Consider the following 14220-nt stretch of genomic DNA (forward strand, 5'->3'; position numbering starts at 1 on the left):
ACCTCGCCGCTAGCAGCTACCAGCGCAACTCCCGCATCAGCGCCTTCGGCGGGTGGCCGAACAGCTCCGTCACCGAGGTCGGGTCGAGCTGGTCGACGCCCTCGAATTGCTCGGAATGGATGCCGCGGGTCACGAACAGGCAGTCGATGCCAAAGCCCTTGGCGCCTGCAATGTCGGTGCGCACGGAATCGCCGATCGCCAGCACGCGATTGAGTTCGACCGGATGGCCGGCCCGCTCGGCCGCGAGCTGCATCGCGCGCTCATAGATCGGCTCGTGCGGTTTGCCGTAGAAGATCGCTTCGCCCCCAAGCTCGCGATAGAGCTCGGCGATCGCCCCCGCGCAATAGATCAGCCGGTCGCCGCGCTCGACCACGATGTCGGGATTGGCGCAAATCAATGAAAGCTTGCGTTCGCGCGCTTTCAGGAGCATCGCGCGATAGTCTTCCGGAGTCTCGGTCTCGTCGTCGAACAGGCCGGTGCAGATGATGTAATCGGCCTGCTCAAGCGGCGTCAGCGGCGCATCGAGACCGCGGTGGATCGAGGAGTCGCGCTCCGGGCCGACCCAGTGGATCTTCTTGCCGGGATGCTCGGCGACGAAATGCCGGGTCAGGTCGCCGGAGGAGACGATTGCGTCGTAAGTCTCATCAGCCACGCCCAGCTTGCGCAATTGACGCTGCACCGAGTCGGCCGGCCGCGGCGCATTGGTGATGAGGATGACCGTGCCGCCCTGCTGGCGGAACGTATGCAGTGCCTCGCAGGCTTCGGGAAACGACTCGAGCCCGTTGTGCACCACGCCCCAGACGTCGGAGAGCACCACCTCGACGTCGCCAACGACGTCGCGCAGCCGCTCGACAAAGTGAAGTGAGGTCATGAGAACGCGTATTGTCTGGTGTAGGGTGATTCTTGTGCCATGGTTGCGGCTGCGGCCTCCCACCTCTCCCCAACGGGGAGAGGTCGATTTGCGCAGCAAATCGGGTGAGGGGGTGCAGGTCCCACGAGAGAGCGTAACCCCTCACCCGCGCCGTTGGCGCGACCTCTCCCTATGGGAGAGGTGGACACCTCGCGCGCGGTGAGCCGTCGCTGTAAGCACATCATACCTTAGCCCGGGCCAGCAACGCGGCGCGCGAGCGCGGCGTTGCCGGTGGCCCGCTGCGGCGGGTCGATGGCGGGACTGTTCGGGGGGACGGGAGCGGTGGCGCCATTGGCTTCCTGCGGCATGGGCGAAGAGGCCCCGGCGGTAGCAGATGCGCCCTCGGGCCGCAACGGGCGCGGCGGCGCGAACAGGAACCCCTGGCCGAACCGTATGTCGTAGTCGAGCAGGTCGACGACGGCACGCTCGCCTTCGATTCTCTCCGCGATCAGGTCGATGCCGTAGCGGCCGAGCAGGTCGGACAGGTCTGAAGGATGAATGTCCGAGGTCGAGCTCTGCTTGGGATCGAGCAACAGTGTCGCCGGCACCTTGATGAAGCGCACGCCGCGGTCGGCGAGCTCGCGCGGCTCGAAGCGAAGGTCGCTGACATGGTCGATCGAGAAGCGGTAACCGCGCTGCGACAGCGCGGCCAGATGCTCGCTCTCGGTCCGGCCGAGATTGCGGAAGGTCGACTGCTTGAACTCGAGCACGAAGGATGGCGCCAGCGCGCGATTGGCTTCGAGGAAATCGAGGCACTGGGTGAAATTGACGGCGTTGCCGAGCGTCGCTGCGGAGACGTTGCAGAACACGCCGACATCCTTGTTGCGGACCATCAACCGGCGCAGCACCTGCACACAGCGCAGCATCACCATATGGTCGATGCGCCCGATCAGGCCGCCGACTTCCGCGGCGCCGATGAAATCATCGGCGGCGACGATCTGGTCGTGCTCGTCGCGCAGCCGCGTCACCGCTTCGTAGTAGCGCACCCTGCGCTGCGGCAGCGTCACCATCGGCTGCAGGTAGATATCGAGCCGGTTGGCCTCGATTGCGTTCTTTACGGCGCTGACGAGCTGGGCTTGGTTGCGTGAGACGGCGATGACGCCGGCCGGGGTAGGAGGCGCCGGCGATGGCGGTACCGCCATGACCGGTGGGGTCACGGGAGTTGGCGCGGCCAGCGTTGAAGGCGAGGGTTCCGGTTGCGGCTCGGCGGCAGGCTTGCTTGAAGGCGCGATCGCCGCGGTTGCCAGCAAGTCTTCATGGCTGGCGACGGAGGCCGCAAGCTGCTTGACCAGGTTGCCGAGCTCATTGATTTCGCCGATCACGGCCTGGAGGCGGTCGGCGCCGGCGGAATTTGCCGACACCACGCGGCCCTCGACGGCGGCGAGCCTGCGGCCGAATTCGCCAACCTGGCGGGCGAGATCGGCGGTGCCGCGGGAGAGGTCCGCGATCTGACCGCCGACGGCGGAACGGTCGCGCAGCCGCATCGACACTGCGTTGTAGAAGATCAGGAAGGTCAACGCGGTCAGCGCCACGATTGCGGACTCGGTTCCGCTGATGCCTGCCACCGAATAGAGCGCAAAGCCAAGCGAGGCCGCGACCAGAACCATGCAGATGGCGATGAAGATCGTCGAAATGCGAATCATGTCGCGCGCGCTACGTCCTCAAGTCCGGCTGTCCACCTTGGCTGTCCCCCGGGAAAATTCGGGCCCTTCAGGTGGTTTTGTTTGTGCTCCCCCAAGCGGGAGCACTATACCATCAAGTTTGATTCGGCAGGCTAACGTTCTTTGGAAGACTTAGAGCATGATCCGGAAAAGTGGAAACCGGTTTTCCCTCGCGACAAACGCGAAGCGTTTGCGCGGAGATCATGCTCAAGCAAAGAGATGAGATCATGATCCGATTCGTTTAATCGGATCATGATCTAAGAAACCGCCGGCCCAAGCGTGTCGGCCACCTCGGCCTTGCGCGTGCCGAGCGGTTTCGGACGGCCTACCGTGGTATCCACCGCGGTCTGGTGCTCGATCTCCGCATTCAGCTCCGCGCCCAACAACAGGATGCTGGTGGACATCCACATCCACATCATGAATCCGATGGCCGCGCCAAGCGATCCGTAGGTAGCGCTGTAATTGCCGAAATTCGACAGATACCAGGACAGCCCCGCTGAGCCGGCGATCCAGAGCAGCGCCGATGCCAGCGTGCCAACACTAAGCCATTCCCAACGCGGCGCGCGGCGGCTCGGTCCATACCGGTAGAGCACCGCGAGCCCGGCCGACAGGATCAGGAACAGCAGCGGCCATCGCCCAAGGCTGACGAGAAGCTGACTCTCCGGCTTCAGCCCGACGCGATCGAGCAGCAGGGGAAGCACAACCACCGCGCTCACCATCACCAGAAGCGCCGCGATCGCGCTGAGGGTGAGGGCGAGCGAGATCAGGTTCAGGTGGATGAAGCTGCGCGTCTCGCGCTCGTCATAGGCGACGTTGAGCGCGTCCATCACGGCCTTCATCCCGGCATTGGCGCTCCAGATCGCAAGCGCCAGCCCGAATAGGAAGGTCACGCCCAATTCGCCGTTGCCCTTCGCGACCACCCTGCCGATCTGATCCTGCACGATCTGGAACGAGCCTTCCGGCAGCATCAGCGCCAGCGCTTCGAGATTCCTGGCAATGGTCGAAGGGTCGGCGTAGAGCCCGTAAAACGAGACCAGCGCGGTGATGGTCGGGAACACCGCCAGCAGGCCGTAGAACACGACACCCGCGGCGGTGGCGAGCAGGCGGTCCTCATTGATGCGCTGATAGCAGCGCCACAGGATGTCCTTCCAGCCGGCGAGCGGAATCCGGAACGGGCTCTCCGCGCGGCGCCCCCTGCCGGGTTCTGTCAGTTCGCGCGCGAAGCGGCGGCGTGCTCTTGACGGGTCTATGGCACCGCGAGCGGGCGCGGGCTTCGGATCGGGCTGAAGATAGCGATGGACGAGAAGGAGCAGGACCGTCGTCGCCGCGATCAGGAGCCAATTTTCGCCCTGTCCGGAACGCGCGTCGGACATCGGTTTCCTCCAGGCAGGGGGTTGTCCCTGCCCGGGATGAACGTGAACCGGGTTTGAACGTTCCGGACCGACGACTCCTCATCCCGAGGAGCCGCGCAAGCGGCGTCTTAAGGGATGGGCCGCGGGCTCCTCGCCTTCCGTCATTCCGGGGCGCGACGAAGTCGCGAGCCCGGAATCTATTGCGCCGCATGTCCCGGTGGTGAAATGGATTCCAGGCTCGATGCTTCGCATCGCCCCGGAATGACGGCGGAGAAAAATTCGCGAGCGATTTCAACGTGATTTGCCCTGTCCAGTCCTCGCGCGAAAAACATTCCGCTTTCGCCGTCGGGCAAATCAGCACTATGACTCCGCGCGTCTCAGCGCGAATGAGGGGCGGGTCGCGATCGTCACGAACGTTGCGGTGGGATGCGGTGGACGCGGGTGTCGCGACTGACGAGCGTGGCACTCGCGGACGGCGAAGTCGTGTGGTTCTGGCGCCCCGACGCTGGCGCTAAGTACGCGAGCAGCAAGAGCTGCCGCGGATGACGGTGGCAAGAAAGCCCGGTCACCGGGGAGAGCACGAAGTAAGCCGTAAACCACAGCGCAGGGAAAGCCGGTGTTGCTCCGGTTGACCTGTGGTCCTACCCCCGTGCTTTTTGTTGCACGGGGCCCACGGGTGCAACCGGCACCCGGCTTTCCCTGCGCCCTCTGCTATCGAGGAGGGCGAACGAGACGCAAACCTCAGGCACATCATGCCGCGAGAATATAGACTCACATCCCCTCCGCTGTTTGAAATCTGAATCATAAGCCGTGGCGACGCCGTAGGGTGGGCAAAGCGACTTGTCCGCCGTAGCTCGCAGAGCGAAGGTGGAAGCGTGCCCACCATCGCGAGCACGGCGCTGGATGGTGGGCACGGCGCAAGTGCGCCTTTGCCCACCCTACGCGATTGGAAAATTGTGCCCGAACTTATCCGTGTCGTCATTGCGAGGAGCGAAGCGACGAAGATCCATGCTTCCGCGCGCGTGGAGAGATGGATTGCTTCGCTTCGCTCGCAATGATGCCCAGCGAAACTCAGCGCTTCCCGCCCTACGCTACCGCGCGGATGATCTTGCCGACCTTGTCGACGATCTCGCCGATCTGGTCCTCGCTGACGATCAAGGGCGGCGTCAGGCACAGCGAGTCGCCGGCGATCCGCAGCATCAGGTCGTTGTCGTGGAAGGCGCTGTTGAGTGCGGCGAAGCCGCGCTTGCCGGGCGCTTCCGCAATCGGGGCAAGGTCGATGCCGGCGGTCAGGCCGATGGTGCGGATGTCGACCACGTTCGGCTGGTCGCGCAGCGACATCACGGCGTCGGCGAATTTCGGCTCCAGCTTGTTCGCGCGTTCGAACAGCTTCTCCTCGCGATAGATGTCGAGCGTCGCAAGGCCGGCGGCGCACGCCAGCGGATGCGCCGAATAGGTGTAGCCATGGGCCAGCTCGACCACATGTTCGGGCCCGTTCATGAAGGCGTCGTGGATGGCGCCGCGCACGATCACGCCGCCCATTGGAGCAGCGCCGTTGGTGATGCCTTTGGCGAAGGTGATCATGTCGGGCGTCACGCCATAGCGCTCCGCGGCGAACGCAAAGCCGAGCCGGCCATAGCCGGTGATGACCTCGTCGAAGATCAGGAGGATGCCATGCTTTTCGGTGATCTCGCGCAGCCGCTTCAGATAGCCCTTCGGCGCCGGCAGCACGCCGGTCGAGCCCGCCATCGGCTCGACGATGACGGCGGCGATGGTGTTGGCGCCGTGCAGGTTGACAAGACGCTCGAGCTCGTCGGCGAAATGCACGCCATAGTCCGGCTCGCCCTTGGTGAAGGCCTGCTTGTCGCGGTCATAGGTCGCCGGCAGATGGTCGACACCGGTGAGCAGCGAGCCGAACAGCTTGCGGTTGCCGACGATGCCGCCGACCGAGGTGCCGCCGAAACCGACGCCGTGATAGCCGCGCTCGCGGCCGATCAGGCGGATGCGGCTGCCCTGGCCGCTGATTTGGTGATAGGCCAGTGCGATCTTCAGCGCGGTGTCGGCCGCTTCCGATCCCGAATTGCAGAAGAACACGTTGTCCAGGCCTTCGGGTGCCAGGTCGGCGATGCGGCTGGCGAGCTCGAAGGCTTGCGGGATGCCGAACTGGAACGGCGGCGCGTAGTCCATCGCGGCAGCCTGCTTGGCGATCGCCTCCGAAATCTGGGTGCGGCCATGGCCGGCATTGCAGCACCACATGCCGGCAGCGGCGTCGATGATCTTGCGGCCATCGACGGTGAAATAGTGCATGTCCTTGGAGCCGGCGAGCAGCCGCGGCTGCTTCTTGAACGCGCGGTTGGCGGTGAACGGCATCCAATGCGCGGCCAGATCGTTGGGAACGTTGACGGCGGCGGGGCGGGGGCTCTTGTCCAGCATGGGGACCTCGTTGATGGCGGTGAGCTGATTTGCCTCGAAGCTATCAGCTTCGCTGCCCTGCGTGAACGGCGTGAGCTGCGATATTTCCGCCGCGGTGCACTGCGTCACACAGCGCTTTCGAGATCGGTTGCGCCAATCCAGAACACTTCGGCCTCGGAATCCTCGGTATCGAGCCAGAGCAGCGGCAATTGCGGATAGGCTGCTTCGAGGAGCTCGCGGCCGCGGCCGATCTCGCAGAGCAGGCCGCCTTCCGCGGTCAGGTGCTGCGGCGCTTCGTCGAGGATGCGCCTGACGATGTCGAGCCCGTCGGCACCGCCGTCGAAAGCGAGCTTGGGTTCGGTGCGGCATTCGCGGGGCAGCGACGCCATGCCGAGCGCATCGACATAGGGCGGATTGGAGATGATGAGGTCGTAACGCCGGCCCTTGAGCGGCTCGAACAAGTTGCCCTGGTGCAGCGTCACGCGGTCCTCGAGGCCGTAGTCCCGGACGTTGCGCGCGGCGACTGCCAGCGCGTCCTTCGAAATATCAACCGCGTCGATGTCGGAGTTCGGGAAACTGCGGCTGGCGAGGATCGCGAGGCATCCGGAGCCGGTGCAGAGGTCGAGCACGGTCACGACGGCGGCGGGATCGTCGACCAGCGAGCCGCCTTCCTGCTCATCGCCGCCGAAATGCGAGTCGAGCAGTTCGCCGATGAAGGAGCGCGGCACGATGGTACGCTCGTCGACATAGAAGGGCAGGCCGCGCATGTAGATCTTGTTGACGAGATAGGCGGCCGGCTTTCGCGTCGCGATGCGGCGCTCGATCAGGTCGAGGATCTTGCCGCCCTCATGCGCGGTGACGCGCGCGCCGGCGAAGTGGTCGAACTGGTCGGGATGCAGGTGCAGGGTTTCGCAGACGAGGAAAGCGGCCTCCGCCACTGGATCGGTGGTGCCGTGCGCGAACACCAGCTTTGCCTCGGTGAAGCGGCTCACTGCATAACGGACGAAATCGAGCAGCGTCTTGAGCTCGCCCGCTGCGACCTTCGGGGCTTTCGCTGGAGATCGGCCGCGCTTCGTGGCCGGCGTGGTACGCTTTGCCATCAGGATTTGGTCCAGCGCGCGGCCGCCGCGTCATCCTGGTCGCGCGCCTCGATCCAGCTCGATCCCCGCGCGCTTTCCTCGCGCTTCCAGAACGGCGCGCTGGTCTTCAGGTAGTCCATCAGGAATTCGGCGGCGTGAAAAGCAGCCTGCCGGTGCTGCGACGCCGTCACCACCAGCACGATGTTCTCGCCCGGCGTGATGCGGCCGACGCGGTGAATGACGGTAAGACCGGATAACGGCCAGCGCGACATCGCCTCCTCGGCATGGCGCCTGATCTCGGCTTCCGCCATGCCCGGATAGTGCTCCAGCGTCAGCGCCGCTATCGGCTCGCCGTTCTCGCTGCCGCGGCAGATGCCGGTGAAGCTGACGACGGCGCCGATATCGGCACGGCCCTTGCCGATCGCGGCAATCTCCTGCGCGACGTCGAAATCGGCTTCCTGGATGCGGATGGTCGCAATCGCCGTCATGTCGTGGCTCAGCCGCCCGTCATCGGCGGAAAGAACGCGATCTCGCGCGCGCCGTATATTGCGGCGTCCTGCTGGACATGGGCTTGGTCGATCGCGGCGCGGATCACCTTCGGCTTCTCGAAGGCATAGGCGTAGGCGTCATCGCGCCTGGCCAGCCAATCGATCAGCTCGCCGACGGTGCGCACCTCGGCCGGCGGCTCGATGGTCTCCTCGGCCTTGCCGATACGTTCGCGGACCCAGGCGAAATATTTCACCTTCATCCTTCATCCTCCTTGATCAGATGATGGATGCCGGCGCGGAAATAATCGTAGCCGGTATAGATCGTGACGATCGCGGAGATCCACAGCAAAGTCAGCCCGATCAGGGTGACCACCGGGACCACCTGATCGCCGGCTTCGCCGGCCAGCAGAAATCCGATCGCGACCAGCTGCACCGTGGTCTTCCATTTGGCGAGCTTGGTCACGGGAACGCTGACGCGGAGGCCAGCGAGATATTCGCGCAGGCCCGACACCAGGATCTCGCGGCAGAGGATCACGATCGCGGCCCACAGCGTCCAGCCGTGGATGATTCCGTCCGCAGCGAGCATGAGTAGGCAGGAGGCGACCAGGAGCTTGTCGGCGATCGGGTCCAGCATGCGGCCGAACGCCGATTGCTGGTTCCAGATCCGGGCATAGTAGCCGTCGAGGTAATCGGTGATGCCGGCGGCAATGAAGATCGCGACCGCCACCCAGCGCAGCCATAGCGGGCCATCTAGGATCGCCTGCACATAGATGCAGCCGACCACCACCGGGATGGCGGCGATGCGGGCGTAGGTCAGGATATTCGGAAGGGACAGGGTCTTGGGCTGCCCCCTTGTGGTCGCCATGTTCATCCGTCTTACCAATACCGCTCAAGCGTCGAGGTCAACCGTGGGCGCATAAGATGGTCCGTCCCAGGCGACGCTTTGATGACTCCATTCCTCTAGCCCCCCGGCTGGGAGTGGAAAAACTCGAAGATCTTCCGCGCACTCTCGGCACTGACGCCGGGAACCTTGCCGAGGTCGGCGATCGATGCGCGCTCGATCTCCTTCAACGTTCCGAAATGGTGGAGCAGCGCGCGCTTGCGCGAGGGCCCGATGCCGGGAATTTCCTGCAAGCCGGCCTCGCGGATGTCCTTCTTGCGCAGTTTGCGGTGCGAGCCGATCACGAACCGGTGCGCCTCATCGCGCAGCCGCTGGATGAAGTACAGCACGGGGTCGCGCGGCTCGAGCTTGATGGCCTCGCGGCCGGGTATGAACAGCGTTTCGCGGCCGGCGTCGCGGTCCGGCCCCTTTGCCACTGCCATCAGGGAGACCTGGGGCAGCCCGAGCTGATCGAAGATCTCCTTCACCGCGTTCAACTGCCCCCGGCCGCCGTCGATGATGACGAGGTCGGGCCATTGCGGGAAGGAATCGTCGTCACCCTTAACCTTGGCCGCGTCGCCTTCGGCAGGCTTCAATAGCCGCTTGAAGCGCCGTTCCAGCACCTCGCGCATCATCGCGTAGTCGTCACCCGGCGTCAGCCCTTCGGACTTGATGTTGAACTTGCGGTACTGGTTCTTCATGAACCCGTCGGGGCCCGCCACGATCATCGCGCCAACCGCGTTGGTGCCCTGAATGTGGCTGTTGTCGTAGACCTCGATGCGTTTCGGCGCCTGCGGCAGGCCGAGCGTCGTGGCCATGCCTTCGAGCAGCCGACCCTGGGTTGCGGTGTCCGCGAGCTTGCGGCCGAGCGCCTCGCGCGCATTGGTCAGCGCATGCGTGACCAGCTCTTTCTTCTCGCCGCGCTTGGGGACTGAAACCTCGACCCTGCGCCTGGCCTTGACCGACAGCGCATCGGCGAGCAGCGCGGCATCCTCGACCTCGTGCGAGAGCAGGATGAGCTTGGGCGGCGGCTTGTCGTCATAGAACTGTGCGAGGAAGGAGGAAAGCACCTCCTCGGGCGTGAATGACTTTTCCGCGCGCGGGAAATAGGCGCGGTTGCCCCAGTTCTGTCCAGTGCGGAAGAAGAACACCTCGACGCAGGAATAGCCGCCGTCCTGATGGATGGCGAACACGTCGGCTTCCTCCACCGTGCGCGGGTTGATGCCCTGTTGCGACTGGATCGCCGAGAGCGCGGCGAGGCGGTCGCGGTAAAGCGCGGCGGTCTCGAATTCGAGCTCGCCGGAAGCCTTCTCCATTTCGGCGGCGAGCTCCTGCTTCACCGCATGGCTGCGGCCCGACAGAAACTCGGTCGCCTCGCGCACCAGTTCGCTATAGCCGGGGAAATCGATCTCGCCGGTGCAGGGGCCGGAGCAGCGGCGGATCTGGTAGAGCAGGCAGGGGCGGGTGCGGCTTTCGAAGAAGCCGTCAGTGCAGGAGCGGATCAGAAACGCGCGCTGCAGCGCCGTGATGGTGCGGTTGACGGCGCCCGCGGAGGCGAACGGCCCGAAATAGCGTCCGGTCCGCGTCTGCGCGCCGCGATGCTTGAGGATCTGCGGCGCCCAGTGGTCGCCGGTGATCAGGATGTAGGGGAACGACTTGTCGTCGCGCAGCTGCACGTTGAAGCGCGGCCGGAGCTGCTTGATGAGGTTGGCCTCCAGCAGCAGCGCCTCGGTCTCGGTCGTGGTCGAGACGATCTCGACGTTCACCGTCGCCGCGATCATGCGCAGGATGCGCGCCGGCAGCGGGGCGTTGGGCCGGGCATAGGAAGACAACCGTTTGCGGACATTCTTCGCCTTGCCGACATAGAGCACGTCATGGGCCGCATTGAGCATGCGGTAGACGCCCGGCGAGGTCGGGGCGAGCCGGACCGCATTCTCGATCGCGGCATGGCCGATCGCGAGCGTGCCCTCGGCTACGGTATCCGCCGGTTCCTCGGGAACCTCAGGCAGCCGGGTGTCTTCGTCGTCGTCCGTGGCCGACGTCGCCGGATCGACGTCGCCGGTGACGAGCGCGAGATCCTGCGGCGGTAAATCCGAGTTTCGGCCGTGGCGCGTTCCCTTCGGGACGGACGCCTTCGGATGGTCGGTAGAATCGTGATCCATGGGCCTAAACTAGGCGCTGCCGGCCGCCGTCGCCAGCATCAGGCTTCGAGCGGAAAGCCCTGCGCCGGTAACGCTCCATTAAGACTGATGGGTGGGCGGTACCAGCCCTTAACAGGCCTTTAACTTAAAACTTTCGATAAATCTTCCAGAAAAACCAGTGAATTCCGTAACCACGCCGGCCCTCGCAACCGGCGGGTCACGGCTGTTGCGTATGGAGTGTGGTTGCGATGAAGCGGTTAGTCTTGCGCCTGCTGGCGCTGATCGTCGGCGGATGGACGACGTCGTCAGCGGCGGCCGACCTCAATTATCGCGCCTACACGGTCAATCAGCCGCTCAACGCCTTGAGCTGGGCGGGGCCTTATCTCGGCGGCAATCTCGGCTATGCCTGGGGCGGCGTGGACAACAACCCAGCCAAGCCCTCGGGTTTTTCGGGCGGCGCGCAGATCGGCTACAACTGGACCAACGGCCCATGGGTGTTCGGCGCCGAAGGCGACATCCAGGCGACCGGCGCGGAGGAAACCTTTGCGCCCTGGAAATTTTCCAATCCCTGGTTCGGCACCATCCGCGGCCGCGGCGGCTACGCATTCCAGAATGTGCTGTTCTACGCCACCGCCGGCCTCGCCTTCGGCGAGTTGCGCGCCGAAACCTTCGGCCTGTCGGAGTCCCATACCAATATTGGCTGGACCGCCGGCCTTGGCGCCGAAATGGGCTTTGCGCCGAACTGGAGCGCCAAGCTCGAATATCTCTATGTCGATCTCGCCAACAGCAACTTCATCATCACCGGCGCATCGAACGGCTACCATTTCGGTGTCATTCGCGCCGGCGTGAACTATCACTTCTAACCATCGCTTCGAAGAACAAAAAGACGATCGACAACAACCTTCCGGCCGTCGCAAGCGGCCGGAATTTTTTTGCCGCGCTGACGCGCAAGATCACGCGCATGCCTGTGCGAGCGGGACGCCGCCCGGCAAATCCTGATCCGGGAACTCAGTCCGCTTCAGCGTGAGCGCAAAAGCTCACGATGAAATCACCAGATTGACCGCCTTGGGGCCTTTGCCCTTCTTGTCCGGTTCGACGTCAAACGTAATACGTTGTCCTTCGGTCAAATCCTTCAGTCCTGCGCGTTCGACAGCGGTGATGTGAACGAACACATCGCGGCCGCCGTCGTCCGGCTTGATGAAGCCGTAGCCGCGCTCTCCATTGAAGAACTTGACTGTCCCAGTCATGGCCATCGGGAAACTCCTCCCCCGCATTGCACCGCCGCTACGCGTAACCCACGTAGCGGGCGACCGGACATTCGCTGCCGGAAGCTTGGCCACCTCAGCGGACCCGTGTTACGCCACCGACCCGCCTGGATTTTTCTTCGGCCTTGTCACTCCGCCGCAACCATTCGCGGAAGCGGAACGTAAAGCCAGTCCTAACGTGACAAGCATAATACGGTTCCGGGCAAGTTGCCTATGGTCGAGTGGGAGTTTTCAGCAATGGCGTTGGCTTAAGGTTTGGGCGTTTCCAGCCTGAATCGGGCGGCCCCGCCTTGGCCCAAGGGCTTTTCCAACTCGGGCAGCATGGTCTTGAGTTCGCCGGCAAGCGTCCAGGGCGGATTGACAATCAACAGCCCGGTCGAGACTAGGCCGCTGTCGGCTTCGCGGGGCGCGATGCTGAATTCGAGCCGCAGGCATTTGCCGGTCGGCTTGCTCTTGCTTGTCTCCGAAGCGACATGTCGCGCAAGATCGTCGGTCACGCGGCGGCTCTTCACCGGATACCACAACAGATAGCTGCCGGTCGGCCATTTGACGAACGCATCAGAAAAGCCTTGCGCCAGCCGCTCGAATTCGTCCTTGGCTTCAAAAGGCGGGTCGATCAGGATCAATCCGCGTCTTTCTTTCGGCGGAACGAAGGCCGGCAGCGCGGTCCAGCCATCGAGGTTGACGACCCGCGCCTGGGCGTCGTGGCGCAGCGCATCGATCAGGCGTTTGCGCGCCTCGGGCTCCAGTTCGCAGGCGGTGAGACGGTCCTGCGGCCGCAACAGTGCCCGCGCGATCAGGGGCGAACCCGGATAGGTGTTCAGTTCGCCGGGCGGGCTGAAGGCCCTCACAATGTCGAGATAGGGCAACAGCAGCGGCAACGCTTCCTTTGAGAATCGCGCCTGCATCAGCCGCGCGATCCCGGTCAGCCATTCGCCACCGCGCCGCGCCTCGTCGGACGTGAGATCATAGAGGCCGGCGCCGGCATGGGTATCGATGACGCGGAGCGCCGCCGGCTTCTCCTGCAGATACAGCAGGATTCGCACCAACACGACGTGCTTGATGACATCGGCAAAACCGCCGGCGTGAAAGGCGTGACGGTAGTTCATGTCTGACGGTTACGACATCGCGCGGATGAAAGTAACCCATGTCATGTTCGGGCGAGATGAAAGCATCGAGCGTGGATGCGCAATTACGCATCTGAAGTCTGGCCCTTTCCGACCACCCGAAAAGACTAACCCCCGCGGACCGGCGGCATCACCACCTGGTCACGGCGGCAGGCGCGGCGATCGGTCTCCTCGCAGGCGCGAAACTGCATGTCCTTGCTCATGCAGATCCTGACCTCGCTCAGCCGCTTGCTGTCGCAGGTGACCGAGATTGCCGAACTGCTCAGGCCCGGATTGGCCTTGATGAAAGCATCCTCGATCTCGGCAGGCGCGACCGTCTTCGGTTCCGATAGTTGCAGCAATTCCTCCGGAATCTTCACCGCGGCGCGCGCCTTGCGAATGCTCTCGAAATAGGCTCGTGCCGAGAGGCCCGAGCAGGTGCCGTGCTTGTCCCATTCGTTGTAGATCAGCCCGGGCGCCGGCATCAGGTCGAGCATCGAAGTCATGACGTTGCGGGCGAGGCGTGGGGCGGGCCGCTGGCAATATTCCGGAAAGCCGCGTTCATATTGCGGCCACAGCCCATGCACCACGAAGGAGTAGGGGCGTCCGTCGCATTGGACCTGCGCCCGCCCGCCATCGCCGCGCTCGGAGGCCGCCTCGCAAAAGGATGGCGACCAGGACAGCGCGAGCACGTAGAAATCGAACTCGCCCGGCGCGTTTTGCCGGCGGTCCTGAGCGCTGACCGTGCCGATCACGACAAAGTAGGCAAAGACGGAGATCAGCAGCCGGGAAGCCAAGGCGGATCGAAACATGAATACCCCCTCACACTCGACTGCGGGCGAGCCTAGCAGGGTGGTGGAACATTTCAAGAACAAATTGTGATGCGAACGCGGTGCTTGATTGGCAGTCGCCGCTGCACGCGTGTG

13 protein-coding genes are annotated in these 14220 nt (G+C 64.2%); 1 reads left to right on the forward strand and 12 read right to left on the reverse strand.

Annotation, left to right across the window (positions count from 1 at the left end; translation table 11 throughout):
- Window positions 1–16 precede the first annotated feature (16 nt).
- The 9 genes from J6497_RS22005 to uvrC all read right to left on the reverse strand — a co-directional run bounded on the left by J6497_RS22005 (window position 17) and on the right by uvrC (window position 10944).
- Complete coding sequence (locus tag J6497_RS22005) at window positions 17–871, reverse strand: TIGR01459 family HAD-type hydrolase (protein ID WP_225706366.1); 855 nt, start codon at window positions 869–871, stop codon at window positions 17–19.
- A gap of 227 nt (window positions 872–1098) precedes the next feature.
- On the reverse strand, window positions 1099–2553 hold the full coding sequence (locus J6497_RS22010; RefSeq protein ID WP_225706367.1) for an EAL domain-containing protein: 1455 nt from the start codon (window positions 2551–2553) through the stop codon (window positions 1099–1101).
- Between the two features lie 275 nt (window positions 2554–2828).
- Entirely contained in the window at window positions 2829–3944 is a 1116-nt protein-coding gene (locus J6497_RS22015) for a YihY/virulence factor BrkB family protein (protein WP_225706368.1), read from the reverse strand.
- 1065 nt (window positions 3945–5009) lie between these two features.
- Window positions 5010–6356: an omega-aminotransferase AptA gene (aptA, locus tag J6497_RS22020; protein ID WP_225706538.1), complete on the reverse strand. Its 1347-nt coding sequence runs from the start codon at window positions 6354–6356 to the stop codon at window positions 5010–5012.
- A gap of 104 nt (window positions 6357–6460) precedes the next feature.
- Window positions 6461–7435 (reverse strand): 50S ribosomal protein L3 N(5)-glutamine methyltransferase, encoded by a 975-nt coding sequence (gene prmB, locus J6497_RS22025; RefSeq protein ID WP_225706369.1) that lies wholly within the window; start codon window positions 7433–7435, stop codon window positions 6461–6463.
- Window positions 7435–7902: a molybdenum cofactor biosynthesis protein MoaE gene (locus tag J6497_RS22030; RefSeq protein WP_225706370.1), complete on the reverse strand. Its 468-nt coding sequence runs from the start codon at window positions 7900–7902 to the stop codon at window positions 7435–7437. The genes prmB and J6497_RS22030 overlap by 1 nt, the downstream gene beginning before the upstream one ends.
- An 8-nt stretch (window positions 7903–7910) precedes the next feature.
- A complete protein-coding gene (gene moaD, locus J6497_RS22035) occupies window positions 7911–8162 on the reverse strand; it encodes a molybdopterin converting factor subunit 1 (protein WP_225706371.1) in 252 nt (83 codons plus the stop codon).
- The gene (gene pgsA / locus J6497_RS22040; protein WP_225706372.1) at window positions 8159–8773 is read right to left on the reverse strand and encodes a CDP-diacylglycerol--glycerol-3-phosphate 3-phosphatidyltransferase; all 615 of its coding nucleotides are present in this window, start codon (window positions 8771–8773) and stop codon (window positions 8159–8161) included. Before pgsA ends, moaD begins: the two co-directional genes overlap by 4 nt.
- An 89-nt stretch (window positions 8774–8862) precedes the next feature.
- Window positions 8863–10944 carry an excinuclease ABC subunit UvrC gene (gene uvrC, locus J6497_RS22045; RefSeq protein ID WP_225706373.1) on the reverse strand — a complete coding sequence of 694 codons (2082 nt, stop codon included), beginning with the start codon at window positions 10942–10944 and terminating at the stop codon, window positions 8863–8865.
- 227 nt (window positions 10945–11171) lie between these two features.
- On the opposite strand from uvrC, the gene J6497_RS22050 reads away from it, so the two are divergent.
- Window positions 11172–11786 carry an outer membrane protein gene (locus J6497_RS22050; protein ID WP_225706374.1) on the forward strand — a complete coding sequence of 205 codons (615 nt, stop codon included), beginning with the start codon at window positions 11172–11174 and terminating at the stop codon, window positions 11784–11786.
- Window positions 11787–11960: 174 nt separating this feature from the next.
- Here the strand turns inward: J6497_RS22050 and J6497_RS22055 are convergent, their stop codons facing one another.
- The 3 genes from J6497_RS22055 to J6497_RS22065 all read right to left on the reverse strand — a co-directional run bounded on the left by J6497_RS22055 (window position 11961) and on the right by J6497_RS22065 (window position 14106).
- Entirely contained in the window at window positions 11961–12176 is a 216-nt protein-coding gene (locus J6497_RS22055) for a cold-shock protein (RefSeq protein ID WP_027581161.1), read from the reverse strand.
- 260 nt (window positions 12177–12436) lie between these two features.
- Window positions 12437–13297, reverse strand: coding sequence for a 23S rRNA (adenine(2030)-N(6))-methyltransferase RlmJ (locus tag J6497_RS22060; protein ID WP_225706375.1), 861 nt, complete (start codon window positions 13295–13297; stop codon window positions 12437–12439).
- A 125-nt stretch (window positions 13298–13422) separates the two neighbouring features.
- Window positions 13423–14106: a ribonuclease T2 family protein gene (locus tag J6497_RS22065; protein WP_225706376.1), complete on the reverse strand. Its 684-nt coding sequence runs from the start codon at window positions 14104–14106 to the stop codon at window positions 13423–13425.
- Between the last annotated feature and the right edge of the window lie 114 nt (window positions 14107–14220).

Origin of the sequence: Bradyrhizobium cenepequi (assembly GCF_020329485.1) — a bacterium.
Classification (GTDB): Bacteria; Pseudomonadota; Alphaproteobacteria; order Rhizobiales; family Xanthobacteraceae; genus Bradyrhizobium; species Bradyrhizobium cenepequi.